This is a genomic window from Streptomyces dengpaensis, assembly GCF_002946835.1.
GTDB lineage: Bacteria > Actinomycetota > Actinomycetes > Streptomycetales > Streptomycetaceae > Streptomyces > Streptomyces dengpaensis.
On the sequence record NZ_CP026652.1, the window covers coordinates 2,206,431 to 2,232,954 of the forward strand.

Below are 26,524 nucleotides of genomic sequence, written 5' to 3' on the forward strand. Positions count from 1 at the left end.
GGGGCACCGGGTGGAGCAGACAGCAGCGGTGGAGTTAACCGACCGCCACCGGCTGGGTGGCGGTCACCGCGTTGATGGTCACGGACAGCGATCCGCTGCCCGGCCGCAGTGCGGTGAGCACCCCGGTCCGCGGGTCGTAGGCGGCGATGTCCTGCGTCCCGGCCTGGTCGGCCGGGCCGATGTGGATGTTGTCCGTTCCCGACCAGTCGGCGCTGACCGGGTAGGCCACAGGCACCGTGACTCCGCGCTGGGTCACCCTCGCCCGGATGTCGGTCTGCGCTCCGGCGGACAGCTCACCGACCGGGGCGAGGGCAAGCTTGTCCACGTGCGCCCGGAACTCGACCTGGATCCACGGGTGGGCCGAGCGCGACTCGGGCGCCGCGCGGTGCCGTGCGTCGACGGGGGCCCGGTCGCCGTGGGGGTCGATGCCCACCAGCGACCAGCCGGTGAAACCGCCGTCTCCGACCGATGTGGACGGCGCCTTGCCGCTGTTGCCGTTGACGAGGTACTGGACGCCGTCGATGCTGTTGGCGGAGAACTGGCCGACGTGGGACCCGATGAAGGCCGCGCCCTTGCCGGTGTCGCGGCGGAAGTCGGCCAGCCAGTCCTCGACGACGGCCGCCTCGGTCCGGTTGGTCATCTGGCTGTTCGCCAGCGGCGACGGGTCACGCGGCGGGTGGTGCCACATCGCGACGACACCGTTGACGCTGTCGTCCTCGGCCGCCTTGTCGAGCTCGTCCCGGAGCATCTCCCACTGGTCGAATCCGCCACCGTTCAGCGTGCCGAGCGAGGAGTCCAGCAGGATGAAGCGGGTTCCCTCATGCTCGAAGGTCCGGTGGGTGTCGCCGAACTCCTTGCGGAAGTTGTCCTGGCTGCCCGAGCCGTAGACCTCGTGATTGCCCGGGTTGTAGTACCAGGGCACCTTGTCGCCGAGCTCCTCGTCGATGATGCGGTGCGCCAGCGCCAGGTCCTCGGGGTAACCGGTGTCGACCCAGTCTCCGTTGATGACGATGAAGTCCGGATCGGCCGCCAGCGCCTCGCGGAGGGTACGCCGCGCGGCGTCGACGAGCGGGCTGTCCGGGTCGGCGGCGATGAACTGGGCGTCCGAGACGACGGCGAAGCGCCAGCGGCGCGAGTCGCCGGCCACGGAGCCGTCCTGCAGGATGACCGGGTCCGGCACCACGGGCGCGGCGGGCACCTGGACCTGCGGCGCGACCCGGGCCGTGATGTCGTCGACCAGCACGGAGCCGGTGTACTGCTTGCTCGCCGACGTCTCGATCGTGTAGAAGCGGTTGACGCTCACCGGGAACGCGACGGTCTGGGGGATCTGCACCTCCATGTACCGCCAGCCGGTCCAGGTGATGTAGGGCCCGTAGAGGGACTGGGACTTGCCCTGGGCGTCGATGATGTTGAACGCGGTCCACTCGCCCTTGCCCGAGCCGTACACCCAGGCGCCCAGCGACAGCGGCTGGCCGGGAAGCTGAATGGGCTTCGGCGAGGTGGCGTAGGCGGTCCTGGTCGCCGTGGACCGGGTGAAGTCGTAGTTCAGCTTCAGGGCGGGGCCGCCGTCGCGACCGGTCGCCGCCTCGACCGAGCCGGCACCCCGGGCGGTGCCGAACCGCCACTGTGCGGCATCGGCCATGTCGGCGGCCACGACATCCTGGAGCCCCACGCTGACCGGCACCTGGGTGACAACGCCCTGCACGGTGGCGGTGACCACGGTGCCGAGGCTGTCCTTCTTCGGCGTGACCGAGAAGGTGCCCTCCTCGGTGGGGGTGAGCTCCAGCAGCTCGTGGTCGTAGTCGAGCGTGACGTCGGCCGGCTCGATGGGGGCCTGGAAGCCGTCCCCGTCGTAGCCGACGATGCCGAACTCTCCGGTTGCCTTCCCGTCCTTGAGCGAGATCTTGTCCACGTCCGGCCGGGTGCGGGCGAGTTCACCGAGCACGGTCATCCGCAGCCGTCCGGTGGCGTCCCCGGCCTGCGCGACCACCTCGGCGTCGCCCGGCCGGCGGGCGGCGAAGGTGCCGTCCTGCTCGACCTTGCCGACCGCGGACACCGCCACATGCCAGTGCGGTTCCGCACTGACGGGCGCGTAGGTCTCGTCGTGGCCGAGCGCGTCCAGTTCACGGGTGAGGCCGGGGAAGACGCGGCTGAGCGACTCGTCCTCCTCGTCGGCTGTCGGCGCGACCCGCATGCCGGTGAGTCGGCCGCTGCCTTCCTCCGCGAAGAGCGCGAGGCCGTTCGGGACAGGGCGCTCGGCACCGTCGGAGGGGGTGTTCTCCAGGTCGACGCCCTCCTCGCCGGCCTCGCGGGCGACGAGGGTGGAGGAGCCGCCGCCATCGAGGTTGAGCGCGTCGTTGGCCCCGAGCTCCTTCATGAAGGAGCCGAGCTCGTCGTACGACATGCCGCGGCTCTCGGCGCTGCGCCCGTCGATGGTGACCAGGAACATCTTCTTTCCGTCGGCCGAGAAGCCCACGGACGTACGGGGATGGACAGCCTTGTCGCCCTGCGGCTGTACGACGCCGTCGCGCAGCAGCACGGTGTTGCCGCCGATCGCGAAGCCCATGTCCTTGCCGTCCTCGGAGCGCGGCGCGTAGTCCAGCGAGACGGCGTCGCCGACGCTCAACGCGGCCATGGCGTCGGCTCCGGAACCACGGCCGAGGAGCACGAAGCCGTTCTCGGGGATGGCACCGGACCCGGCCTGGGTGGCGGTGGCCGTCACCTTGCCGTCGACGACCGTGACCTCACGGACCGGACCGGTGCCTGCCGAGCCGCTCCGCGAGTAGCTGCCCCACAGCGAGGTGTAGGCGCCGATGCCGTTGGCCGGAAGCTGGTGCTGGTTGAGCCCATCGAGGCGCGCGGTGCGCCCCTCGGGCATGGACACCGAGCCCTCGAGGAACATCCGGGTCATCCGCCCGATACCCTCGGCATCGACGCCGACGGCGTTGTTCCAGCCCGGAACGGGGCCCTTGACCGCGCCGTCCTGGGAGACACCGATGCCCAGAGGGGCACTGGAGTTGTTGATGTCGAAGAAGTCGCCGTTCACGGCGGCGACCGCACCCTCGCGCTCGGCCTGCTCGGACAGCGCCTGGCTCCGTGCCACTTCACCGGGGAACAGATAGTCGCCGGACAGGCCGTCCGTGCCGAGGTCGGCCACGAGCACGTCGCCACGCATGAAGCCGACGGAGTCGAGCCACTGAAAGGAGGTCAGGTCGAGCCCGGGAGCCACCGGCCGCTTGTCCTCATCGAGGACGATGCGCCGGTCTCCGGCTTCCCCGAGGACCAGGTTCGGTTCGTCGAGCTTGGACGAGGCCGCCGGGGTCCGCCCCAGCTCGGGATCGGCTCCCTCAAGTACCGGGGCGGAGTTGAGGGGTCCGTGGTCGTCACCGTCTGATTCGCTTGCCGCTGCCGAGGGGGCCATGGAACCCATGACCAGCCCTGCCGAGAAAGCAGTCACCCCAAGCCGTATCAATGTATTTCGCACCACCGAACGATGACTGAGTCTGTTGCTGGGACTGCGTCCTGCGAGTGACCAGATCCGGAACCTTTTGATCGATCATTTGACTTGCCGTCGCCTGTGCGTTCATGTGGCGTGAGGTCGCGCACCGCCGACAGTCTGGCGCCCTGCCCGGGACTCAAACCTGCGACGAATCTCAGACCGAGCAGGCCGGACGCGACCCCGACGTGGTCCTGGAAGCCACTTACGGCTGGTACTGGGTGGCCGACGTCCTGCAGGCCGCCGGGGCACGCGTCCACCTGGCCCACCCGCTGGGCGTGAAGGGCTTCGCTTATCGGCGCGTGAAGAACGACATCCGCGACGCCGCGGACCTGGCCGACCTGCTGCGGATGGGACGGCTGCCGGAAGCCTGGATCGCACCACCGCAGGTCCGCGAGCTGCGGGAACTAGCTGCGGGAACTAGTGCGCTAGCGGGCCAAGCTCGTCGCTTTGCGCTCCGGGCTGAAGGCCCAGGTGCACACCGTGCCTCGTCGCCGCTCGCATCTCGCAAGGTGCGAGGAGGAGCGCACTGTTGACGGTGCTCTTGTGCGGGGCTCCCTTGCACATTCCGGTCCGACGCCCCACGGAATCACCGACACACGGAATCATCGAAAGAGGGCGCCTGCTGTCGGATGCGGAGACCTACGTGGGCTCAGGCACCTCCCATCACCGTTCACAGCGTGAACCTCAAGCAGCTCCGTAGTTCCAGGGGCACTTGCGAGGTGAGAGACCTCGGGTTCCGCGACTATCGGGGCTGCCACGCCCGTACGAGGTCCTCCGGTCCCCAGTGCGCGGTCAGCGGCAGATCATCGACCACCCCGCAGCGGGAGACCGCGACCAGCGGAGTGTCCGGCGCGGTACCGGGGACAGCGAGCATGTCGCGTACCAAGGCGTCGTACTCATGACGGCCGAAGGGCTGGGTCTCCAGCCACTTGACCGATCCGACGAAGTGCACCTGCCGGGCCACCGGTTCGCGGTCTGCACCGATGAGATCGATCTCGGGGTTGTTTTGACGGTTCCACCAACCGCCGATGGCCTCGGTCTCGGGCCACTCGTCATTGGGCATCAGACGCAGCAAGGACTCGCGGATCAGTGGCTCGACCGCTCGCCCGCGCCAAGTGGTCCATGACCGCTCGATGCGTTCCAGCGCCAAGTCACCGCGGCCACGCTCGATGAGTGGGATCGCGCGCGCCAGAAAGGCCAGCCAGAACCGCAGATACGGGTCGGCGATCCGGTAGCGCTTGTTCTTGCTGTCCGGCTTGACGGACAGGGGGAGATCAGCGGCCAGGACTCGCTTGGCCTGCAGCATGGCCAGCAGCGGGGAGAGCGTGCCGGACGGCAGCGCGCTGGCGCCGCCGGCCTGGGCTGCGATCGCGCTGAACGTGCGCTCACCGCTGCCAACCGCTTCCAGTACAGCCCGTGAGTGCGAAGCCTCAGGAAATTCGCCCAGCAGGGACAGCTCGCCAGCCACCAGCAGGGGCGAGAGAGGATTGGCGACCGAAGCCTGCAAGAACGCCGTACGCCCCATTCCCGGCCGCCATGACTGCACGATCTCGGGGAATCCTCCAGTGATCAACTGGGCGTCGACGGCCCCTGCGGCGTCGAGCTCGGTCATGGCCTGCACGTCGGCCAGGTTCAGGGGACGGACGGTCATTTTCGCCGCCCGGCCGAAGAACGGGCGCCCGTACGACTGCAGTGCCTCCATCACCGATGTATCGCTGCCAACCAGCAGCAGAAGCACGGGCTTGGAAGAGAGGTGACGGTCCCAGACAGTTTGGAGTGCGCCCTCGAATTCCTGATCCTGCTCGACCAGCCAGGGCACCTCGTCAATCACCGCGATGCTGAGTGAGTCATCGGGTACCGCGAGCGCCAGCGAGCGCAGGGCCTGGTTCCAGTCCTGCGCCTGGAGGCCGGCGACCAGCTCCACCCCCGGCAGTGGGGACTGCGCGAGGGTCGCGGCAAAGTCGGCGCGCTCCGTCACAGGGTTACGCCCCCGGGTGGCCTGGAACACCACGTACGGCGCTCCCGAGCGGTCGCAGAACTCCTGGACCAGTCGCGACTTCCCCACTCGGCGCCGGCCCGTCATGATCACAGCCCGCCCTCGAGTGGCTCCAACACCCTCTGCCACCGTCCGGTACTGCTCGGCCAGCAGTTCAAGATCTCCGGCCCGACCTTGGAACTCCACGACACACCCCAGGCGATTAACGTAGATAGATTATTACGTAGATTGAATCTTACTTCATCCCGGGCGACCTAGCGGATCGAGTGCAGAGGCGGGTACGGAGGGCGAGATTGCGGTTGGAGCCAACACCCTGCTCGGCGAGGGTGACTGTCAGGGGGCGCGAAGGCGGTGGCTCCACCAGCCCCACGAACGAAACTCACACGCAACGAGCATCGCGGCTGATCAGAAGCCGCTCGTGGAGCTGCGGAACTGAGATCTCTACCGAACCCGGGGCGGTTCAAACCGTTGTGCGGCCCCTTCCGGGGCCGACAGCGCGAAGCCGCTTACGTACTTGATCTCCGGACGGCGCCCTGCCGGAGGGTCAGCACCAAGTCAGCACAGGGACAGGAAACAGGCTGATCCAGCCGGAGAAAACAGGAAGGGGCCAGACCCGAACATCTGGCCCCTGACCTAGGGTTTCTTAACCTGACCAGCCACTTCAGCCGATCAAGGAATCAGGCGTCACACGTTGAAGCGGAACTTCATGACTTTGTCCCGTCACCGCCAGCCTGTGCGTGCCGGCGTCCGGGTTGATCAGGACACACCCCTGCCGTGGGGCTTCTCGTTACAGCGAGGCGGTCACTGTCGCCACCAGCGACCCAACGGTAGCCTGCGGCGATTCCGCTTTCCGGGGCCTTCGGCGAGCGAGCCAGACCTGAGCCCTGGCGTCACAGCCGGGGTCAGGCGGGGGTGACTGGCAATACGTCGGGCGACAGCGCCGCTGCCCGGGCCGCCGCGCTCGTCATCCGCTTGCGGTGATGGCGTCGGCACAGCACCTCATAGCCGACCTCATCGGCCGGCCTGTCAACATCCCCCACCACAACCTGGTCGCCCTCGACCACCATCGCCCCGCCCACCGTGCGGGCGTTGTGCGTTGCCCGGGCGCCGCACCAACACATCGCCTCGACCTGCAACGTCTCTATACGGTCCGCCAGCTCGATCATCCGCTGCGAACCGGGGAACAGCTTGGTCCGGAAGTCCGTGGTGATGCCGAACGCGAAGACGTCCATCTCCAGGTCATCCACGACACGCGCCAGCTGGTCGATCTGCCCGGGTGCGAGGAACTGCGCCTCATCCACGATCGCGTAATCGACCCGCGCGCCGTGCGACATCTGCTCCACCAGATACCCGTACAGATCCATACCCGGAGCAGCCTCGACCGCCTCCGTCACCAACCCCAGACGCGACGACAGCTTCCCCTCACCCGCACGGTCATCACGCGTGAAGATCACACCCTGCAAGCCGCGCGCCGAACGGTTGTGCGCAATTTGAAGCGCCAAAGTCGACTTCCCGCAGTCCATCGTTCCGGAGAAGAACACCAGCTCGGGCATGGGAAGTTGAGCACCTTTCGGCGAGGGAGACATGAGGGCGGGCCGCGCTTCAGGAACGTACTTGCAGGAGGGGCACGAGCTGCTCGGCGGGGGTCATCGAGCCGTGGTTGCCGACCATCGCCGACTCCTTCGGCTCCCGCTCCGACGCGATGATCAGGACGTCGTCGCGGGCCGCCGCGACGACGTCGCCGATCCGGGCGTACACCCGCTCGTCGACGTGCGGGCCGAACCAGCCCGCCGCGATCGCCTCGTCCCGCGAGGCCACCCAGAACTGCTCGCCCAGCACCTCGCGCCAGCAGGTCAGGACGTCCGCCTCGGCGCCCGGCACCGCGTAGGCGTGCCGGGCGCGGCCCTCGCCGCCGAACAGGGCGACGCCTGCGCGCAGCTCCCAGTCCTCGTCGAAGTCGATACGGTGCTGTTCGTCGAAGGGGATGTCGATCATGCCGTGGTCGGCGGTCACGTACAGGGCGCTGCGCGGCGGCAGTTGCTCCGCGAGGCGCTGGACGAGGCGGTCGACGTACATGAGCTGGCCGCGCCAGGGGTCCGAGTCGACGCCGAAGCGGTGGCCCTTGCCGTCCACCTCGGCGTAGTACGTGTAGACCAACGAGCGGTCAGCGGCGGCCAGTTGCTCGGCCGCGAGGTCCATGCGCTCCTCGCCGGACAGCCGCCCGTGGAACGTCCCGCCGCTGAGCGCGATCTTTGTCAGGGGCGTGTTCTGGAAGGCGGGCGACGAGACCTGGGCGGTGTGCACGCCCGCCGCGTCGGCCAGCTGGAAGACCGTGGGGTAGGGCTGCCAGGCGCGCGGTTCCGTCCATGGGTTCCAGCGGAGCTGGTTCATCAGCTCGCCGGTCTGGGGGTTGCGCGCGGTGTAGCCGGGCAGGCCGTGCGCACCGGGCGGGAGGCCGGTGCCGACGGAGGCGAGGGAGGTCGCGGTGGTCGCGGGGTAGCCCGCGGTGATCGGGCGGCCGGTGCCGCCGCGCGAGGACGCCAGGAGTGACGTCATGAACGGGGCCTCGTCGGGGTGCGCCTTCAGCTGCTCCCAGCCGAGACCATCGATCAGGAAGACGCAGTTCCGGTCGGCCTCGGTCAGTTCCGGGATCGCGGCGGTCATGCCGGGTACGGCCATGCCTGCGGCGAGCGTGGGCAGCAGGTCGGCCAGCGACCCGGCGCCGTATTCGGGGACGGGTGCGGAGCCGACGGCGAGCGGTTCCGGGTGGTCCCAGGTGGAAGCGGGCGGGGCGGGGGCGAAGCGCCCTCCATCATGGGCGGCGGGGGAGGACGGGTGAGACATCAGCGCGTGATGTCCGCGGTCGCCTCGGAGAGGGACTGCGCGAAGGCGAGGGCCTGGCGGACCGTCTCCGGCCCGTCCCCGGCCTCGCTGACGCGCAGGCTGAGGTCGTCCGCCGTCGAACTGCCCGTGTAGCCGTGGTCCGCCTCGCAGTTGGGGTCGCCGCAGGCGGCGGGCTCCAGGTCGATGCGGGAGACCGCGCCCCAGCCGATGGTCAGGACGACCTCGCGGGGCAGCGTGCCCGGCGTGTACTCCTCCGGATTGGCGACGACGCGGCTGACGACGACCGACGAGATCCGGCCGAGCTTCACCGACTCGGTGGACGTCGTGGCGTACGGGGTCGGCGACGTGGTGTCCGCGGCCTGCTCGTCGGTGTGGCTCACGATGAAGCGGTTGCCCGTGAGGACGAGCACGGTGACGTGCCGGCGCACCTCGTTCGCGTCGAACGTCGTCTCCTGGTGGACCAGGTACGACCGGATGGCCTCGCCGCCGATCGCGGCCTCCACCGCCTCGGCCACGAGGGCCGGGTAGTAGCCGCTGCGCTCGATCGCCGCTCGCAGCCCCTGGGTCGTCGTACTGGTCTTGGCCATGACGTCCATCCTACGGGGGCCCACTGACTGCGAGGCACCGCTCGCGGGTCTCTGTCGTGGACCGAACAGATACGCGCGTGGACCAGCACGGCTCGGACAACCGCGTGGACCAGGGGCGGCTCAGACGACAGGGAGAGTCCGCGGGCCGAGGTCGTCGCGGACGGGCGCACGGGCCAGCCGCAAGGTGGCGCCGAGCACACTCAGGCCGCGCGGGGCGACGACCACGGGCTCCAGGGAGACGGCGACGACCTCCGGGTGGTCGTCGACCAGCCGGGACACGCGCAGCATCAGCTCCTCGAGGGCCGCCGTGTCCACCGGTGCGGAGCCGCGCCAGCCGAAGAGGAGCGGCGCCGTCCGGATCGACCGCACCAGCGACGCCGCGTCCCGGTCGGTGACCGGAATCAGCCGGTGCGCGGTGTCCCCGAGCAGGTCCGAGGCGGCCCCGGCTAGCCCGAACGACAGCACCGCCCCCGCCGCCGGGTCGATCACGGTTCGTACGACCGTGTCGACGCCGCGTGGCGCCATGCCCTGCACGACCGGGCGCAGCTCCTCCGGCTTCCCGAACAGCTCGGTCAACTCCGTGTATGCCCGCCGCAGTTGCTCCTCGTCCGCCAGGTCGAGCCGTACGCCGCCCAGGTCGGCGCGGTGCCTCAGGTGCGGGGCGGTGGTCTTGAGAGCCACGGGGTAACCGATGGTGCGCGCGGCCGCCACGGCGGCGTCCGGCGTCGGCGCGGGCAGCGCACGGCGTACGTCGATGCCGTACCGCCCGAGCAGCACACAGGTCTCCTCCGGGCCGAGCGTCAGCCCCTCGCCCCGCGCGAGCAGCTCGTCGATCTGCTCGGCGGCCCCTTTCTCGTCGATGTCCTCGTACTCGGGCACCTTGCCGGGCTCGACGGCGTCCCGCCGCCACTGCGCGTACCTGACGGCTTCGGCAAGAGCCCGGACGGCGCGCTCGGCAGCGGGGTAGGCGGGGATGAGACGAGCTCCTTCGGGGGGCGCTACCGCGGGGGCGTCCGCCGGTCCCGCGGTGGGCAGTCGTCCCGCGGGGCGATGGGGATCCCCCCTCTCGAGCGAAGCCGAGAGGGGGGGAGGGTGGGCACCGCCTGCAGCGCCGGGTGCCGTGTCACCGGCTTGTGGTGCGGTGCTGGCCGCGGCGGACAAGGCCTCCGCGAGCCCGCCCAGCTCGACGTGCACCACAAGTACCGGCTTCGAAGGAGCCGCCGCGGCCGAGGAACGGAGCGCCTCGGCAAGGGCGGCGTCCGCGGCCGGGGTCTCCCCCACCGCCGGAATGGCGGTCACGACGACCGCATCGCACCCGTCGTCGGCAAGCGCGTCCGACAGCGCCCGGTGAAAGTCCTCCGCCGAAGCCGCCATCGTCAGGTCCAGAGGCGGCAACGGCCGAAGCCCTTCGGCGAGGCACGCGTCGTACGTAAGAAGACCGAGCGACTCGGAGTTCCCGAGGATCGCCACCCGGGGCCCAGGAGGAAGCGGCTGGCGTGCCAGCAGAAGCCCCGCGTCGACGAGCTCCGTGATCGTGTCCACCCGGATCACCCCGGCCTGCCGCAGCAACGCCGACACCGTGGCGTGCGGCAACCGCGTGGCCCGTACGGCATGTCCTTGGGGAGCCGCCCCGCCATGCCGCGCCCCTTGGACCACGACCAGCGGCTTCACCGCGGCCGTCCGCCGTGCGAGGCGCGTGAACTTGCGCGGGTTGCCGATGGATTCGAGGTACATCAGCGCGACATCGGTGTCCGGGTCGTCGTACCAGTACTGGAGTACATCGTTGCCGGACACGTCCGCCCGGTTCCCGGAGGAGACGAAGGTCGACACGCCAGTCACGCCCGTGACACCGCCGCCGCGCCGGTGCAGCCGGGACAGCAGCGCGATGCCGATGGCGCCGGACTGCGCGAAGAGGCCTATCCGTCCGGGGCGGGGCATCTCGGGGGCGAGCGAGGCGTTGAGCCGCACATCGGGGGACGTGTTGATGACCCCGAAGGCGTTCGGCCCGATGATGCGCATCCCGTACGTACGCGCCTGGCGCACGAGTTCGCGCTGGCGCTCACGCCCCTCGGGGCCGCTCTCGGCGTACCCCGCGGACACGACCACGAGCCCCTGCACCCCGTGTTCGCCGCACTCCATGACGACCTCGGGGACATACGGCGCGGGCACGGCGACGACGGCGAGATCGACGGGTTCGTCGATCTCGCGGACGGAGCGGTACGCGGGGACTCCGTCGAGCTCCTCCTCCTGGAGCGCCTTGTTCACCGCGTACAGGCGTCCGGTGAATCCGGCGTCCCGGAGGTTGGTGAGGACGCTGCGGCCGACGCCGCCAGGTGTGCGGCCCGCGCCGATGACGGCGACCGAGCCGGGCGCGAGTAGCCGCTGCACGGAGCGGGCCTCGGCGCGCTGCTCCCGCGCGCGCTGCACGGCGAGCGACCGGTCCGTGGGCTCCAGGTCGAACTCCAGGCGTACGACGCCGTCCTCGAAGCTGCGTTTCTGGGTGTAGCCGGCGTCCGTGAACACCTTGATCATCTTGGAGTTGGCGGGCAGCACCTCGGCGGCGAAGCGACGGATACCGCGCTCACGGGCCACGGCCGCGATGTGTTCGAGGAGGGCCGATGCGACGCCGCGGCCCTGGTGGGCGTCCTGCACGAGGAAGGCGACCTCGGCCTCGTCGGCCGGGGAGGAGGCGGGCAGGCCCTCGGCATTAATACGGTCATAGCGTACGGTGGCGATGAACTCGCCGCCCACCGTGGCCGCGAGCCCCACCCTGTCCACAAAGTCGTGGTGCGTGAAGCGGTGGACATCCTTGGCGGACAGACGCGGGTAGGGCGCGAAGAAGCGGTAGTACTTCGACTCGTCCGAGACCTGCTCGTAGAAGCTGACCAGGCGTGTGGCGTCATCAACGGTGATGGGCCTGATGCGCGCGGTGCCGCCGTCGCGCAGCACCACGTCGGCTTCCCAGTGGGCGGGGTACTCGTGCCGGTCCGACGAGGTCTGCATGGGCCCCAGAGTACGGCTCGCGTCCGACAACGGCGCGAGGCAATCTGTGGAGAACGACGTCGGACCGAGGCCGCGGTTCGACTCGCTTCCGGACGGGACGAAGGACCGCTCCGGGCATGCTTCACCATATGGAACACTGGTCTAGACAACCCTGAAAAATGAAGGGCAGCATCACATGGCTGAGCGCCGCGTCAACGTCGGCTGGGCCGAGGGCCTCCACGCCCGCCCCGCTTCCATCTTCGTCCGGGCCGCCACGGCCTCAGGCATCCCCGTGACGATCGCCAGGGCCGACGGCACCCCCGTCAACGCGGCCTCCATGCTCGCGGTCCTCGGCCTGGGCGCCCAGGGCGGTGAGGAGATCGTCCTCACCTCCGACGCCGAGGGTGCGGAAGTCGCCCTTGACCGTCTGGCGAAGCTGGTCTCGGAGGGTCTCGAGGAGCTCCCCGAGACCGTCTGAGCGCGCACCCCTTTGCGCCTGAGCCGGCGCCGCTCTCGCGGAGGTGGTTGCTCGCCGTTGGGGTTGCTCAATTGATGGTTGCGGTGGCCTTCGTTCCAAAAGACGTCGCGCCGCACACATGGTGAAGGGCTCGCTCGAAAACCTCGGGCGGGCCCTTCGCTTTGGGGATTACGGGCAGCAGAAATAATCCCCCGCGCATTACTTCTCTTTGTATACGGTGTCCTTGTTAATGCCGCGGGCCCGTCATGTTTACGGGATGTTGCGAAGTCCTCACACGTTCCGGCCGATCTCCGTTACCGGGAAATCGGAGCCGGTGCGCGGCCGTCGCGCGCTCGGTGTGCAGGGCCGTGATCGCCCGGGCCCGCTCGCTGTCGCCGCGTGCGACGGCGTCCACTATGCCGCCGTGCTCCGCCCAGGACTCCGCGGGGTCGGCCGGCGCCTCGACCGCGTACATCCAGGCGATCTTGTGCCGCAGCTGGGCCAGCGTGGAGGTCAGTGCGGGGCTTCCGGAGGCCTGCGCGAGCGTCTCGTGGAACCAGCCGCCCAGGGAACGCAGATCCTCGCTGTTGCCCCTCCTGGCCCGCTCCTGACCCAGCCTGACCAGGCCTCGGAGCACCTTGAGGTGGGCCTCGGTGCGGCGCTGCGCGGCCCGCGCGGCGCCCAGCGGCTCCAGGAGCATGCGCATCTCCAGCAGGTCGGAGGCCTCCTGCTCGGTGGGCTCCGCGACGCACGCGCCCGCGTGCCGGCGGGTGACCACGAAGCCCTCGGCCTCCAGCGTGCGCAGGGCCTCGCGCACGGGGACGCGCGAGACGCCGTAGCGGCGCGCGAGCAGTTCCTCGGTGAGCCGGCCGCCTCGCTCGTAGACACCCGCGACGATGTCGTCACGGATCGCCGTGCATACCGAGTGCGCCGGAATACGCATGACCGGACCTCCGCTTTAATCCCCGCGAAACGCCATCGATTGACGCTTGTTCAGTGACTCTATTGCAGGAAGCCCGAATTTCCGATGGCGGCCCGGAATCCATGGATATTTTTTGGACAGCCCCCGTAACGACGGTCTCACGAAACGCCGATGCCCCGGCTCGGCGAGCCGGGGCATCGGATGCGGTGAAGCGGCGGTGAGGCAGTGAGGAATGCGGCCGTCAGACGTGCATGCCGTGCGGCCGGACCGTGTGTGTGTCAGAGCTCACGCCGTGCGGCCGGACCGTGCGGGGATCAGACGTGCATGCCGTGCGGCCGGACCGTGCGGGGATCAGACGTTCACGCCGTGCGAGCGCAGGTACGCGACCGGGTCGATGTCCGAGCCGTACTCCGAGGTCGTACGCGCCTCGAAGTGGAGGTGCGGCCCGGTGGTGTTGCCGGTGGCCCCGGAGACGCCTATCCGCTGGCCCGGGGTGACCGTCTGCCCCACGGAGACACCGACGGACGACAGGTGGCCGTACATGGTGTACGTGCCGTCATGCATCTTGATCACGACTTGATTGCCGTAGGCACCGCCCCAGCCGGCTGTGACGACCGTGCCGGAGCCGACGGCGTGCACCGTGGTGCCGGACGCGGCGTGGAAGTCGACACCGGTGTGGCTACCGGAGGACCAGAGGCTGCCGCCTGCCTTGTAGCCGGTGGAGATGTACGAGCCGGTGATCGGCGGCACGAAGGAGTTGAGGCGCTTGCGTTCTGCCTCGCGGGCGGCCCGCTCCTTGGCCTCGCGCTCCTTCTTGGCCTTCTCCGCGGCCCGCTTGCGGGTGGCCTCCTCGGCCTTCTTCTCCGCGGCGGCCTCGTCGGCGGCCTGCTGCTGGGCGGCGGCCTGCGCGTCGATCTGCTCGGCGACCGAGTCGCCGATCGTGATGACCGGGATGAGCCCGGTCTGCTCGACGGAGGTGTCCGCGGCGAGCGCCGGGGAGGCCAGGGTTCCGATGACACCGGTGGTGGTGAGCGCCGCGACGCCGACGGCGTTCGTGGTCGTACGCTTCACCCGGCCCGGTCGGCGGTGCTTCCCGGTGCCACAGATGAACGCCATGGAGAGGCTGATCCTTTCCTTCCTTCTCGCCTACCGGGTTAGCTGACGGGTTCGGAGCAGGAAGGTCTCCTACGGACCCCCTCCGAGGAGGGCCGTCCGATTCACCCCAGGGACTGCGTGTGGGTCCCCGGCTCCCCTGGCTCGCGCCGTACGGGGACTCGGCGATGACTGTCCGGTGCCGCGGGCGCGGCGCACTGCCTGACGAACAGCCGGACCGACGCTAAACGGGACATCTTTCAAACAACAAACGGATCACGGCTTTTGTAGCGCATGCCACAGGTCAGACAGGCAACCTCCCTACCAATACGGACAACTGAGGACGAAGGCAGGGTAAAAGGAGGCCCAGGTGACTCTGCAGTCACCTGGGCCCTCAGGGAGTCGCGCCGTTCTACTCGGCCCGGACGACGGTCACTTCGCCGATTCCGAGCGCCTTGACCGGCTCCTCGATCTGCGCGGCGTCACCCACCAGGACCGTCACCAGACGGTCCACCGGGAACGCGTTCACGGCGGCCGCGGTGGCCTCCACGGTGCCGGTCGCGGCGAGCTGCTGGTACAGCGTCGCCTGGTAGTCGTCCGGCAGGTGCTGCTCGACCTGGTCGGCGAGCGTGCTCGCGACGGCCGCCGCGGTCTCGAACTTGAGGGGCGCCACACCCACCAGGTTCTGTACCGCGACGTCGCGCTCGGCGTCCGTCAGCCCCTCGGCGGCGAGGGTGCGCAGCACCTTCCAGAGGTCGTCGAGCGCCGGACCGGTGTTCGGGGTGTCCACAGAGCCGCTGATGGCGAGCATGGCGACGCCCGTGGCGTCCGGTGCCGAGCGCAGCACCTGGCCGAACGCCCGCACACCGTAGGTGTAGCCCTTTTCCTCGCGCAGGACGCGGTCCAGGCGCGAGGTGAGGGTGCCGCCGAGGCAGTACGTGCCGAGCACCTGGGCGGGCCAGACGCGATCGTGCCGGTCGGCGCCCACACGGCCGATGAGCAGCTGCGTCTGGACGGCGCCGGGGCGGTCCACGATGATCACGCGGCCGGTGTCGTCGGCGCTCACCGGCGGCACGGGGCGCGGCTCGGCGGACGAGCCGGTCCAGGCGCCGAGCGTGTCGGCGAGCAGCTCGTCGAGGTCGACACCGGTCAGGTCACCGACGATGACGGCGGTGGCCGTCGCGGGGCGTACGTGCTTCTCGTAGAAGGCGCGTACGGCCGCCGAGTCGATCTTCTGGACGGTCTCCTCGGTGCCCTGGCGCGGGCGCGACATGCGCGAGGTCGCCGGGAACAGCTCCTTGGAGAGCTCCTTGGCGGCGCGGCGGGCCGGGTTGGCCATCTCGTGCGGGATCTCGTCCAGCCGGTTGCGGACCAGTCGCTCGACCTCGCTGTCCGCGAACGCCGGTGCCCTGAGGGCGTCGGCGAGCAGGCCCAGCGCCTTGGAAAGGCGCGAGACGGGGACTTCGAGTGACAGGCGCACGCCGGGGTGGTCGGCGTGCGCGTCGAGGGTGGCGCCGCAGCGTTCCAGCTCGGCGGCGAACTCCTCGGCGGAGTGACGGTCGGTGCCTTCGGAGAAGGCACGCGCCATGATCGTGGCGAGGCCGTCGAGGCCCGCCGGTTCGGCCTCCAGCGGCGCGGCGAGGATCACCTCGACGGCGACGACCTGCTGGCCCGGGCGGTGGCAGCGCAACAGGGTCAGGCCGTTGTCGAGCGTGCCGCGCTCGGGTGCCGGGAAGGCCCACGGCTTGGCCTTGCCGGCCTGGGGCTGCGGGTGGAAGTCCATGGTGGCGAGCTCGGTCACTTCGCCGCCTCCTCGTCGGTGCCGTCGGCGGCGTCGGTGTCTTCGGTGGCGGTCGGCTCGTAGACGAGCACCGCGCGGTTGTCGGGGCGCAGGCGGGACTTGGCGACCTCCTGGACCTCCTCGGCGGTGACCGCGAGTACGCGCTGCACGGCGGTCAGGGCGAGCTGCGGGTCGCCGAACAGGACGGCGTACCGGCACAGTTCGTCGGCGCGGCCCGCGACCGTGCCGAGCCGGTCCAGCCACTCGCGCTCCAACTGGGCCTGGGCACGCTCCATTTCCTCGGCCGTGGGGCCCTCCTCGGCGAACCGGGCGAGCTCCTCGTCGACGGCGGCCTCGATGACCGGGACCTCGACGTCGCCGGACGTCTTCACGTCCAGCCACCCCAGGGAGGGCGCCCCGGCCAGGCGCAGCAGGCCGAACCCGGCCGCGACGGCGGTGCGGTCGCGGCGTACCAGCCGGTTGTAGAGCCGGGAGGACTCGCCGCCGCCGAGGACGGTCAGCGCCAGGTCGGCCGCGTCGCACACGCGCGTGCCGTCCTCCGGGAGCCGGTAGGCGGCCATCAGGGCGCGCGCCGGGACCTCCTCCTCGACGACCTCGCGCAGCTGCTCGCCGATGATTTCGCGCAGCGAGCCGTCGCGCGGGGCGGGCTTGCCTTCGTGCCCGGGGATGGAGCCGAAGTACTTCTCGATCCAGGCGAGCGTCTGCTGCGGGTCGATGTCGCCGACGACCGACAGGACCGCGTTGTTGGGCGCGTAGTAGGTGCGGAAGAACGCGCGGGCGTCCTCCAGGGTGGCCGCGTCCAGGTCCGCCATCGACCCGATCGGGGTGTGGTGGTACGGGTGGCCCTCGGGGTACGCGAGCGCGGTCAGCTTCTCGAACGCGGTGCCGTAGGGCACGTTGTCGTACCGCTGCCGGCGCTCGTTCTTGACGACGTCCCGCTGGTTCTCCATGGACTCGTCGTCGAGCGCGGCGAGCAGGGAGCCCATGCGGTCGGCCTCCAGCCAGAGGGCGAGCTCCAGCTGGTGGGCGGGCATGGTCTCGAAGTAGTTGGTGCGCTCGAAGCTCGTGGTGCCGTTGAGCGAGCCGCCGGCGCCCTGGACGAGCTCGAAGTGGCCGTTGCCCTTCACCTGCCCGGAGCCCTGGAACATCAGGTGCTCGAAGAGGTGAGCCAGGCCGGTACGCCCCTTGACCTCGTGGCGCGAGCCGACGTCGTACCAGAGGCACACCGCCGCGACCGGGGTCAGGTGGTCCTCGGACAGCACGACGCGCAGGCCGTTGGCCAGGCGGTGCTCGGTCGCTGTCAGGCCGCCGGAGCCTGCCTCGGCTGTGGCCGTGTGACCCATGGGCATGTACGTCCCTTCGATCGCGGAAACTGCGAAATCCTGTCGGTCCTGCCACTGTATGCAAGCGCGCCGACAGCTGGCGAAGTTCCCGCACCTCGTACGCCGAGAGCGAGACTCCCGGACGTCACGGCCGCGGCCCAGGAGCCCTCCCGGGCCCGCTACGGACGGGTCGCGGTCGGCGTTGTCAGTGGGGCGGTCCACAATGGTCGGCGTCAGATCCCACTCATGCCCCGGCAGAGACTGTGAAGGAGTCGCAGCAGCGATGGCCCGCCGCAGCACGAAGACCCCGCCCGACGACTCGTACGAGGAGAAGATCCTCGACATCGACGTCGTGGACGAAATGCAGGGCTCCTTCCTCGAGTACGCGTACTCGGTCATCTACTCGCGAGCCCTGCCGGACGCCCGCGACGGCCTCAAGCCCGTGCACCGCCGCATCGTGTACCAGATGAACGAGATGGGGCTGCGCCGCGACCGCGGCTATGTGAAGTGCGCCCGCGTCATCGGCGAGGTCATGGGTAAGCTCCACCCGCACGGCGACGCGTCGATCTACGACGCGTTGGTGCGCCTGGCCCAGCCCTTCTCGATGCGCCTGCCGCTCGTGGACGGCCACGGCAACTTCGGCTCGCTCGGCAACGACGACCCGCCGGCCGCCATGCGTTACACCGAGTGCCGGATGGCCGACGCGACGTCACTGATGACCGAGTCCATCGACGAGGACACGGTCGATTTCACGCCGAACTACGACGGTCAGGAGCAGGAGCCCGTCGCCCTGCCCGCCGCCTTCCCGAACCTCCTGGTCAACGGCGCGTCGGGCATCGCCGTCGGCATGGCCACCAACATGCCGCCGCACAACCTGAGCGAGGTCATCGCCGCCGCCCGCCACCTCATCCGGCACCCGGGCGCCGACCTCGAGACGCTGATGAAGCACATCCCGGGCCCCGACCTGCCCACCGGCGGCCGGATCGTCGGCCTCTCCGGGATCAGGGACGCGTACGAGAAGGGCCGCGGCACCTTCAAGATCCGTGCCACCGTGGCAGTGGAGACCGTGACGGCGCGCCGCAAGGGGCTCGTCGTCACCGAGCTGCCGTTCACCGTCGGCCCGGAGAAGGTGATCGCCAAGATCAAGGACCTGGTCGGGGCGAAGAAGCTCCAGGGCATCGCCGACGTCAAGGACCTCACGGACCGTGAGCACGGCCTGCGTCTGGTCATCGAGATCAAGAACGGCTTCGTGCCGGAGGCCGTCCTGGAGCAGCTCTACAAGCTGACGCCGATGGAGGAGTCCTTCGGCATCAACAACGTGGCGCTGGTGGACGGCCAGCCGCTCACGCTGGGCCTCAAGGAGCTCCTGGAGGTCTACCTCGACCACCGCTTCGACGTCGTACGCCGCCGCAGCGAGTTCCGCCGCAGCAAGAAGCGCGACCGGCTGCACCTGGTCGAGGGCCTCCTCGTCGCCCTCCTGGACATCGACGAGGTCATCCGCCTCATCCGCTCCAGCGAGAACTCGGCGCAGGCCAAGGAGCGCCTGATCGAGCACTTCGCGCTGAGCGAGGTCCAGACGCAGTACATCCTGGACACGCCGCTGCGCCGCCTGACCAAGTTCGACCGTATCGAGCTGGAGTCGGAGCGCGACCGGCTCAACGGCGAGATCGACGAGCTGACCGGCATCCTGGATTCGGACGCGGAGCTGCGCAAGCTGGTCTCCGGCGAACTGGCCGCGGTGGCCAAGAAGTTCGGCACCGAGAGGCGCACCGTGCTCCTGGAGTCCGCGGGCGCCCCCGTCGCAGCGGTCCCGCTCCAGGTGGCGGACGACCCGTGCCGCGTCCTGCTGTCCTCGACGGGGCTGACGGCGCGCACGGTGAACGGTGCCCCCTTCGGGGAGGACACGGACGGCAGGCGCACGAAGCACGACGTGATCGTCTCCGCGGTGCCGGCGACGGCCCGCGGCGAGATCGGCGCGGTCATGTCCTCGGGCCGGTTGCTCCGCCTGAACGTGATCGACCTCCCGCAGCTGCCGGAGACGGCGGTGGCGCCCAACCTCTCCGGGGGCGCGCCGATCTCGGAGTTCCTGTCCTCCCTGGAGCCGGACGAGACGGTGGTCTGCCTGACGACGCTCGACGAGTCGTCGCCGGGCCTGGCGCTCGGCACGGAGCAGGGTGTCGTCAAGCGTGTGGTGCCCGACTACCCCTCGAACAAGGAGGAGTTGGAGGTCGTCACGCTCAAGGAAGGCGACCGGATCGTCGGCGCGGTCGAGCTGCGCACCGGCGAGGAGGACCTGGTCTTCATCACGGACGACGCTCAGTTGCTGCGCTACCAGGCCTCGCAGGTGCGCCCGCAGGGCCGCGCGGCGGGCGGCATGGCGGGCATCAAGCTCGCCGACGGCGCGAAGGTGATCTCCTTCACGGCGATCGACCCGGCGGTGGACGCGGTGGTGTTCACGGTGGCGGGCTCGCGCGGCACGCTGGACGACTCCGTCCAGACCACGGCCAAGCTGACCCCCTTCGACCAGTACCCGCGCAAGGGCCGCGCCACGGGTGGCGTGCGCTGCCAGCGGTTCCTGAAGGGCGAGGACTGCCTCGCGCTGGCCTGGGCCGGCGCGGCACCGGCGCGGGCGGCGCAGAAGAACGGCACGCCCGTCGAGCTGCCGGAGATCGACCCGCGCCGCGACGGTTCGGGCGTGTCCCTGACGAAGACGGTGGCGGTTTTGGCGGGCCCGGTGTAGGTCAGCCGACCGCTTCGAGGTCCTCGGGATCCCTGTCCTGTACGTAGCGAAGGACGCCCCACATGCTGTGCTCGTCGGCGTGTGGGGCGTCCTCTTCGCACGCCTCCAGCTCCTTGGTCAGAGCCGCCGTGTCGATGCCGGACCCGATGAGGACGAGCTGGGTGAGACGCGCCTCGGCGCGGGCCCAGGGCTCCGGCCAGAAGCGCAGGAACCGTCCGACGGCATGCACCGCGTACCGGTTGGCACTGTCCTGGACGCCGAAGTCGACGTACCCCTTGATGCGGTAGAGGCCCTCCGGCCTGCTGTCGAGGAAGTCCATCAACCGGCGGGGGTTGAGCGGCGCTTCGGAGGTGAAGGAGAGGGATTCATAGGCCGAGTGCAGGTGGTCGGTGTGGTCGTGCGCTTCATGATCATGGAGATCGTCGAAGGACAGCTGCCCAACGCGCTCCTCGCTCGGCCGGCAGTCGAAGAGGAACTCGGGGTCGATGCGGCCGTAGGTGGCGGGTACGACGGCGGCGCGGTCGGCCAGATCCCGGACGACGCGCAGCACACGCCCGCCGTCGTCGGCCCGGTCGGCCTTATTGACGACGACAAGATCCGCGAGGGCCAGGTGCCGGTCGATCTCGGGGTGCTTCTCGCGCGTACCGTCGAACTCGGCCGCGTCGACAACCTCGACGAGCCCCCCGTAGACGACCCTCGGATGCTCGCTGGCGAGCACCATCCGCACCAGCTCCTGCGGCTCGGCGAGCCCGCTCGCCTCGATGACGATGACGTCGATGCCGGCCGAGGGCTGGGCGAGCCGCTCCAGATAGACGTCGAGCTCACTCGCGTCGACGGCACAGCACAGACACCCGTTCCCCAGCGAAACGGTGGAATCCCCCAGCGCTCCCGCCACCGCCATGGCGTCGATCTCGATCGCGCCGAAGTCGTTGACGATGGCTCCGATCCGGCTGCCTCCGCTGCGGTGCAGCAGGTGATTGAGGAGTGTGGTCTTACCGGAGCCCAGGAATCCGGCGAGGACGACGACCGGGATCTGCTGTGGACTCTGCTGACTCAACGTGCGCCCTCTCTGAACCGTCGCGTACACCGGCTCACGGACCGGCTCCTGTACGAGGGCGGCTCACGCACGGGCACTCGTACGAGGAATGAATGCCGACCCAGCATACGAGCGGGAGGAAACGCCCCGAAGTGAACGATTGTTAGCGGCGCTCGCGGGGCACACGTTGGACATGGCGCCGGTAAACGCGACCCGCACTTCCCTCCGTGCGCCTCCTCTCCGCCTCCCTGCCGATCAGAGCCGCTCGGCAAAACTGGGAGACGGCAAGCGCGCCGCCCACCGCTCGCCGGTCCGCTCCCTGTCGCCCACAACCGACGACCGGCGGATGGTCGCCTGATTCGGGGGTTGACATGGCCACACAGAAATTTGGGGTGCAAAGGTTGAGTTCTGCCGCAACGGCAGGGCTTGCCTTCGCGGTCGGGGTCCTCGTGGTCCTGGCCGCTCAACAGCGACGGTTCGAGGCTCTTCGCCTGAGGGTCGCGCAGGTGGAGCAGGCCGACGGCCGGAACGCGAGGCTCGCGGAACAGCAACGCTTTCAGACGTACCTGCTCGAAAAGGCCCTGGACGATCAGGACCTCGCCGAGGTTCTGAGCACCATCAACGAGCTGGACCCGACCAGGCGGCGTCAATACCTCTTCGCCAACGCGCTGTACACCAACGCCCTGCGCGCCCACCGGGCGGGGGACGTCAACTGGGACGAGCTGCACGGCCATCTTCGAGTGATCTGCCAGAGTGCGATCTTTCGGGACTACTGGGATGCGACCCGCCATCATCGCGCGAGCCTCAAGGAGAGGTCGCAGGAGGCGCGGGTGGGCCAAATGGTGGACGCGCTCATCCGCGATCTGGACGAATCAGACACGGAGGAGTGGTGGGTCGTGGGCGAGCCTCCGTCGGAACAGGACTGACGTCCGAGAGTCGAACCATCAATCCCAATAGGCCAGTTGGACTAACCAGGGCCGGAGTTTAACCTGCTAAAGTCTCGGCTACTGTGTCCCCGTTTTCACTGTCTAAACCTGAGGACCGGGATCACCTTGAACATCGTGCGCCGCATCGGCGCGTCTCCACGCGAGCGAGGCAGCCTGTCGGGCGAGACGTGCCCAGACATCTTTGAGCTCAGCGACGGAAATTTCGCTGTCATCGGCACAGAGGCCACCGCGAAGCTCGACCCCCAACTCCCTCGCGACGCGGCGCGCGCGGACTACGAGCGCATCGTGGTCATCAGCCGGGAAACGCTCATCCGTGCAAAGTCGGACATCCCTGACAGGTGAAGCGGTCGCAGGGCTGAGACAGGACACGTCCGTGGTCCGTCGAGATTCATCGGTCACCCCGACCCATCTCCGGACGACGGCCTCATTCCCCGGCCCCCCACACTTGCACCACACGCCCCGCGCAGTATCCCCTGCCGCCGGAGCGTCCGAGCAACGCCGACGCCCACCACGCACCGCGCCGCTCGACACAGGCTTCCCGAGGTCCAGCACCGATCGGTGCTGGACCTCTCGCGTCCTGGGCCACGCCCGGTACCGCCACCGGCGCCCCGGTCCCACATACCGATCCGCCGGCGTAGAACTCCACGTTGGTGTGCAGCTCGGCCGGGCCCCGGTTCGCACGGCTGGAAGTGCCCCGTCCCAAGTCAGGTTAGGCTCACCTCTGTGAGTACGTGCACGACCGCGTCGCGGCACCTCGACGAGCCCCTCGGGGGGACGGCGGCCACCGCCAGGACATGGCTGCTGATCGAACAGCCCGGGCCCTGGGGTGCCAAGGCGCTCACCGCGAGCCACCTGGACCCCGTGCTCGGCCGCGCCCTTGAGGCGGCCGCGGAAGGCACCGGCGTACGGATCGCACTCATCCGCCGCCCCGGCCGGCACGCCGACTGCGGTACTCCCTCCGAACGTCATGTGTATGCGGCCCACACCACTCCGGGAAACGTATGGCTGCACGGCGCCATAACGTCCGACCCCCAGCAGCTGCTCAACCTCGACTTCGCCGCGCTGGGCATGGGTGACCCGCATACCTTCGACACGGTTCTCCAGGGCCGGCCCCACACAGGCGACCCGCTCGCCCTCGTCTGCACCAACGGCAAGCGCGATCGCTGCTGCGCCCTGCTCGGACGCCCCCTCGCGGCCGCGCTCGCCGCCTCCGGGCTGCAGGGCGTCTGGGAGGTCACCCACTTGGGCGGTCACCGCTTCTCGCCCACGCTGCTCGTCCTGCCGTATGGATACGCGTACGGGCGCGCCGAGGCCCACGCCGTCAAGGAGATCCTCCAGGGCATCCGGGAGGGGCGTGTCGTCACCGAGGGCTGTCGGGGGAGCTCCGCCTGGGAGCGGCCGGGCCAGGCGGCCGAGCTGGCCGTGCGTACGGCCACGGGAGAGCGCGCCGCCGCTGCCCTGACCGTGGTCGGCACGGATGGTGCCGCCCCGCGCTGGGAGGTCACCGTCGCGCACACCGACGGCCGTCTGTGGCGTGTCATCGTCACGCAGGGCGCCTCGCTGCCGCCCCGCCCGGAGAGCTGCGGTTCGGCGCTCGGGTCGCCCGCCCGGATGGACGTGGTGGCGGTACAAGAGCTGACGCGGACGGCGCTCGTCGTACCCTGCTGAGGCGTCTCCGGCTGCGCCCCAGGGCGGCTTCGGCGCTCGTACGACCGCGGTTCCCGCACGTGTGCGACGGCACCGCCCGCGCCCGTCGGCCCGGTACCCATATAGCTCCCGCACGGCTCCCCCACGCGACGATCAAGAGATCCACGCCACACCCCCTTACGGCGGGGCCCGCACGCCGCCGTACCGTCAAGGGCATGAGCCCCACTCCTCCCGTACGACGACTGCGCCTCGGCCTGCCGCGGCGGGTGTTCCAGCAGGTGCTGCTGATGCAGGTCGCGATCGCCGCGGGCGTCGCCGTGCTCGCCACCGGGCTGTTCCTCGCGCCCCTCAGTGCACTGCTGGACGACCAGGCGATGCGCCGGGCTCTCGCGATCGCGCAGACCACGGCGGTCCAGCCGCAGATCGCCGAGGACCTTCAGATGACACGGCCGTCCGCGGGCGGGCCCGTGCAGGTCGAGGCGGAGCGGATACGGAAGGCCAGCGGAGCCGAGTACGTCGTGGTGATGAACATGCACGGCGTGCGCTGGTCTCACACCGACACCGCGGAGATCGGCCACCTCGTCTCGACCGACCCGAGGCAGGCCCTGGCCGGCCAGAACGTCATGGAGATCGACACCGGCACACTGGGCCGCTCCGCGCGCGGCAAGGTACCGCTGCGCGACACGGACGGGAAGATCATCGGCGCGGTCTCCGTCGGTATCAAGTACGACAGCGTGCGGGCCCGGCTGATCGACGCGATCCCCGGACTGTTCGCGTACGCGGGCGGGGCCCTGGCCGTCGGTGCGCTGGCCGCGTATCTGATCTCCCGCAGGGTGCAACGGCAGACCCGCGACCTGGCGTTCTCCGACATCTCCGCGCTGCTCGCGGAGCGCGAGGCGATGCTGCACGGCATCCGCGAGGGTGTCGTCGCCCTGGACCGCGGCGGCCGCGTACGCCTCCTCAACGACGAGGCCCAACGTCTCCTGGGCGTCGATGCCGAGGCCATCGGGCAGCCGCTCGACGACGCGCTCGGTCCGGGACGTACGACCGATGTGCTGGCCGGCCGCGTCACCGGCACCGATCTCCTCACCGTCCGCGGCCACCGCGTCCTGGTCGCCAACCGCATGCCCACCGACGACGGCGGTGCCGTCGCCACGCTGCGCGACCGCACCGAGCTGGAGCAACTCGGCCGTGAACTCGACTCGACGCGCGGTCTGATCGACGCCCTGCGCGCCCAGGACCACGAGCACGCCAACCGCATGCACACGCTCCTGGGGCTGCTCGAACTGGAGATGTACGACGAGGCCGTGGAGTTCGTCGGAGAGGTGGTCGGCGACCACAGGGTGACCGCGGAACAGGTCACCGAGAAGATCCACGATCCCCTGCTCGCCGCCCTGCTGGTCGGCAAGGCGACCGTCGCGGCCGAGCGCGGTGTGGCCCTGCGGATCTCGGACAGGACACTGTTGCCGGATCGTTTGATCGACCCGGGGGGACTGGTGACCGTCGTCGGGAACCTCGTCGACAACGCGCTCGACGCCGTCGCGGGCACGCCCCACGCACGCGTGGAGGTCGAATTGCGCGCCGAGGGGCGTACCGCCGTGCTGCGGGTACGGGACACCGGGCCGGGCATACCGGAGGAGCGCCGGGAGTTGATCTTCACCGACGGCTGGACCACCAAGAAGCCCCCGGCGCACGGAAAGCGCGGAATAGGTCTCTCCTTGGTGCGCCGGCTCGCCGAGCGGCAGGGTGGCAGCGCGGCGGTCGCCGAGGCGGAGGGCGGGGGCGCGGAGTTCACGGTCGTACTGCCGGAGGCGCTGACGGACCCGGAAGCACTGACGGACCCGGAGGCACCGACGGATCCGGGGCTCGCGGCGGAGCCCTCCCCGAAGACCGCCGTCACCGCTGTCACGGAAGCCAAGGACGACGCCGAGGGCGCCAAGGAGGGGTCGCGATGATCGAGGTCCTGGTCGTGGACGACGACACCCGCGTGGCGCGGGTCAACGCCGCCTACGTGGAGAAGGTTCCGGGCTTCCATGTCGCGGGCCAGGCGCACAGCGCGGCCGAGGCGCTGCGCCGGATGGAGGCACTGCCCCGCCTGGACCTGGTCCTCATGGACCACTATCTGCCGGACGAGACGGGCCTCGCGGTCGTCCAGGAGATGCGTCGGCGCGGCCACCAGACCGACGTGATCATGGTGACCGCGGCCCGTGACATCTCGACCGTCCAGGCGGCGATGCGGCAGGGCGCCCTCCAGTACCTGGTCAAGCCGTTCGCGTTCGCGGGCCTGCGCACCAAGCTGGAGGCATACGCGGATCTGCGCCGCACCCTCGACGGCGGCGGCGAGGCCGAACAGTCCGAGGTGGACCGGATCTTCGGCGCCCTCTCGGCAAGCGCGGAGCCGGATCTGCCGAAGGGCCACTCCCCCACGACCGCGGAGCTCGTACGCCGCGCCCTGGTGAGCGCCGAAGGCCCGCTGTCGGCCCAGGAGGTCGCGGAGGAGACCGGACTGAGCCGGCAGACCGCCCAGCGCTATCTGAAGCTCCTGGAGCGCACGGGACGGGCCAGACTGACCCTCAAATACGGCGACGCGGGCCGCCCGGAACATCGCTACGTCTGGGCGACCCGCGCCTGATCGCGCCTCGCACGGGGCGG

The 26,524-nt window shown here is 70.0% G+C and carries 19 protein-coding genes and 1 riboswitch; of the genes, 8 read left to right on the forward strand and 11 right to left on the reverse strand.

Going from position 1 to position 26,524, the window contains the following annotated elements; translation table 11 throughout:
- Window positions 1-34 precede the first annotated feature (34 nt).
- Complete coding sequence (locus C4B68_RS10010) at window positions 35-3,421, reverse strand: phosphodiester glycosidase family protein (RefSeq protein ID WP_206337074.1); 3,387 nt, start codon at window positions 3,419-3,421, stop codon at window positions 35-37.
- 164 nt (window positions 3,422-3,585) lie between these two features.
- Here C4B68_RS10010 and C4B68_RS10015 point away from each other — a divergent pair, with 164 nt between their 5' ends.
- Window positions 3,586-4,032 carry an IS110 family transposase gene (locus tag C4B68_RS10015; RefSeq protein ID WP_099503833.1) on the forward strand — a complete coding sequence of 149 codons (447 nt, stop codon included), beginning with the start codon at window positions 3,586-3,588 and terminating at the stop codon, window positions 4,030-4,032.
- Between the two features lie 209 nt (window positions 4,033-4,241).
- On the opposite strand, the gene C4B68_RS10020 is transcribed toward C4B68_RS10015, so the two are convergent.
- The 5 genes from C4B68_RS10020 to C4B68_RS10040 form a co-directional block, all read right to left on the reverse strand.
- Entirely contained in the window at window positions 4,242-5,681 is a 1,440-nt protein-coding gene (locus C4B68_RS10020; RefSeq protein WP_099503834.1) for an ATP-binding protein, read from the reverse strand.
- Window positions 5,682-6,397: 716 nt separating this feature from the next.
- Entirely contained in the window at window positions 6,398-7,048 is a 651-nt protein-coding gene (locus tag C4B68_RS10025; protein WP_099503836.1) for a thymidine kinase, read from the reverse strand.
- A 49-nt stretch (window positions 7,049-7,097) separates the two neighbouring features.
- Entirely contained in the window at window positions 7,098-8,339 is a 1,242-nt protein-coding gene (locus C4B68_RS10030) for an alkaline phosphatase family protein (protein ID WP_099503838.1), read from the reverse strand.
- Window positions 8,339-8,926 (reverse strand): DUF5998 family protein, encoded by a 588-nt coding sequence (locus C4B68_RS10035; protein WP_180289322.1) that lies wholly within the window; start codon window positions 8,924-8,926, stop codon window positions 8,339-8,341. The genes C4B68_RS10030 and C4B68_RS10035 overlap by 1 nt, the downstream gene beginning before the upstream one ends.
- A gap of 120 nt (window positions 8,927-9,046) precedes the next feature.
- The gene (locus C4B68_RS10040) at window positions 9,047-11,929 is read right to left on the reverse strand and encodes a bifunctional acetate--CoA ligase family protein/GNAT family N-acetyltransferase (RefSeq protein ID WP_099503842.1); all 2,883 of its coding nucleotides are present in this window, start codon (window positions 11,927-11,929) and stop codon (window positions 9,047-9,049) included.
- A 175-nt stretch (window positions 11,930-12,104) separates the two neighbouring features.
- On the opposite strand from C4B68_RS10040, the gene C4B68_RS10050 reads away from it, so the two are divergent.
- The gene (locus C4B68_RS10050) at window positions 12,105-12,386 is read left to right on the forward strand and encodes an HPr family phosphocarrier protein (protein ID WP_099503843.1); all 282 of its coding nucleotides are present in this window, start codon (window positions 12,105-12,107) and stop codon (window positions 12,384-12,386) included.
- A 226-nt stretch (window positions 12,387-12,612) separates the two neighbouring features.
- Here the strand turns inward: C4B68_RS10050 and C4B68_RS10055 are convergent, their stop codons facing one another.
- The 4 genes from C4B68_RS10055 to C4B68_RS10070 form a co-directional block, all read right to left on the reverse strand.
- A complete protein-coding gene (locus tag C4B68_RS10055; protein WP_099503845.1) occupies window positions 12,613-13,308 on the reverse strand; it encodes a GntR family transcriptional regulator in 696 nt (231 codons plus the stop codon).
- Window positions 13,309-13,638: 330 nt separating this feature from the next.
- Window positions 13,639-14,403, reverse strand: coding sequence for a M23 family metallopeptidase (locus C4B68_RS10060; RefSeq protein ID WP_099503847.1), 765 nt, complete (start codon window positions 14,401-14,403; stop codon window positions 13,639-13,641).
- A gap of 13 nt (window positions 14,404-14,416) precedes the next feature.
- Window positions 14,417-14,577, reverse strand: a riboswitch (cyclic di-AMP (ydaO/yuaA leader).
- 214 nt (window positions 14,578-14,791) lie between these two features.
- Complete coding sequence (locus C4B68_RS10065; RefSeq protein WP_099503849.1) at window positions 14,792-16,180, reverse strand: M16 family metallopeptidase; 1,389 nt, start codon at window positions 16,178-16,180, stop codon at window positions 14,792-14,794.
- A complete protein-coding gene (locus C4B68_RS10070) occupies window positions 16,177-17,523 on the reverse strand; it encodes a M16 family metallopeptidase (RefSeq protein ID WP_099504009.1) in 1,347 nt (448 codons plus the stop codon). The genes C4B68_RS10065 and C4B68_RS10070 overlap by 4 nt, the downstream gene beginning before the upstream one ends.
- A 262-nt stretch (window positions 17,524-17,785) precedes the next feature.
- Here C4B68_RS10070 and C4B68_RS10075 point away from each other — a divergent pair, with 262 nt between their 5' ends.
- Window positions 17,786-20,242 carry a DNA gyrase/topoisomerase IV subunit A gene (locus C4B68_RS10075; RefSeq protein WP_099503851.1) on the forward strand — a complete coding sequence of 819 codons (2,457 nt, stop codon included), beginning with the start codon at window positions 17,786-17,788 and terminating at the stop codon, window positions 20,240-20,242.
- A gap of 1 nt (window position 20,243) precedes the next feature.
- On the opposite strand, the gene C4B68_RS10080 is transcribed toward C4B68_RS10075, so the two are convergent.
- Entirely contained in the window at window positions 20,244-21,299 is a 1,056-nt protein-coding gene (locus C4B68_RS10080) for a CobW family GTP-binding protein (protein ID WP_099504011.1), read from the reverse strand.
- 371 nt (window positions 21,300-21,670) lie between these two features.
- Here C4B68_RS10080 and C4B68_RS10085 point away from each other — a divergent pair, with 371 nt between their 5' ends.
- The 5 genes from C4B68_RS10085 to C4B68_RS10105 all read left to right on the forward strand — a co-directional run bounded on the left by C4B68_RS10085 (window position 21,671) and on the right by C4B68_RS10105 (window position 26,504).
- Window positions 21,671-22,204: a DUF6082 family protein gene (locus C4B68_RS10085; RefSeq protein ID WP_306511433.1), complete on the forward strand. Its 534-nt coding sequence runs from the start codon at window positions 21,671-21,673 to the stop codon at window positions 22,202-22,204.
- 126 nt (window positions 22,205-22,330) lie between these two features.
- Entirely contained in the window at window positions 22,331-22,567 is a 237-nt protein-coding gene (locus C4B68_RS10090) for a hypothetical protein (RefSeq protein ID WP_099503855.1), read from the forward strand.
- 381 nt (window positions 22,568-22,948) lie between these two features.
- The gene (locus tag C4B68_RS10095; RefSeq protein WP_099503857.1) at window positions 22,949-23,893 is read left to right on the forward strand and encodes a sucrase ferredoxin; all 945 of its coding nucleotides are present in this window, start codon (window positions 22,949-22,951) and stop codon (window positions 23,891-23,893) included.
- A 194-nt stretch (window positions 23,894-24,087) separates the two neighbouring features.
- On the forward strand, window positions 24,088-25,827 hold the full coding sequence (locus C4B68_RS10100) for a sensor histidine kinase (protein WP_240634285.1): 1,740 nt from the start codon (window positions 24,088-24,090) through the stop codon (window positions 25,825-25,827).
- On the forward strand, window positions 25,824-26,504 hold the full coding sequence (locus C4B68_RS10105) for a response regulator (RefSeq protein ID WP_099503859.1): 681 nt from the start codon (window positions 25,824-25,826) through the stop codon (window positions 26,502-26,504). Before C4B68_RS10100 ends, C4B68_RS10105 begins: the two co-directional genes overlap by 4 nt.
- Window positions 26,505-26,524: the final 20 nt, after the last annotated feature.

Coding starts and splice junctions, on each gene's coding strand:
- C4B68_RS10010 (WP_206337074.1), bottom strand. CDS start 3,421: ATGGCCCCCTCGGCAGCGGCAAGCGAATCAGACGGTGACGACCACGGA.
- C4B68_RS10015 (WP_099503833.1), top strand. CDS start 3,586: ATGTGGCGTGAGGTCGCGCACCGCCGACAGTCTGGCGCCCTGCCCGGG.
- C4B68_RS10025 (WP_099503836.1), bottom strand. CDS start 7,048: ATGCCCGAGCTGGTGTTCTTCTCCGGAACGATGGACTGCGGGAAGTCG.
- C4B68_RS10030 (WP_099503838.1), bottom strand. CDS start 8,339: ATGTCTCACCCGTCCTCCCCCGCCGCCCATGATGGAGGGCGCTTCGCC.
- C4B68_RS10035 (WP_180289322.1), bottom strand. CDS start 8,926: ATGGCCAAGACCAGTACGACGACCCAGGGGCTGCGAGCGGCGATCGAG.
- C4B68_RS10040 (WP_099503842.1), bottom strand. CDS start 11,929: ATGCAGACCTCGTCGGACCGGCACGAGTACCCCGCCCACTGGGAAGCC.
- C4B68_RS10050 (WP_099503843.1), top strand. CDS start 12,105: ATGGCTGAGCGCCGCGTCAACGTCGGCTGGGCCGAGGGCCTCCACGCC.
- C4B68_RS10055 (WP_099503845.1), bottom strand. CDS start 13,308: ATGCGTATTCCGGCGCACTCGGTATGCACGGCGATCCGTGACGACATC.
- C4B68_RS10060 (WP_099503847.1), bottom strand. CDS start 14,403: ATGGCGTTCATCTGTGGCACCGGGAAGCACCGCCGACCGGGCCGGGTG.
- C4B68_RS10070 (WP_099504009.1), bottom strand. CDS start 17,523: ATGGGTCACACGGCCACAGCCGAGGCAGGCTCCGGCGGCCTGACAGCG.
- C4B68_RS10075 (WP_099503851.1), top strand. CDS start 17,786: ATGGCCCGCCGCAGCACGAAGACCCCGCCCGACGACTCGTACGAGGAG.
- C4B68_RS10100 (WP_240634285.1), top strand. CDS start 24,088: ATGAGCCCCACTCCTCCCGTACGACGACTGCGCCTCGGCCTGCCGCGG.
- C4B68_RS10105 (WP_099503859.1), top strand. CDS start 25,824: ATGATCGAGGTCCTGGTCGTGGACGACGACACCCGCGTGGCGCGGGTC.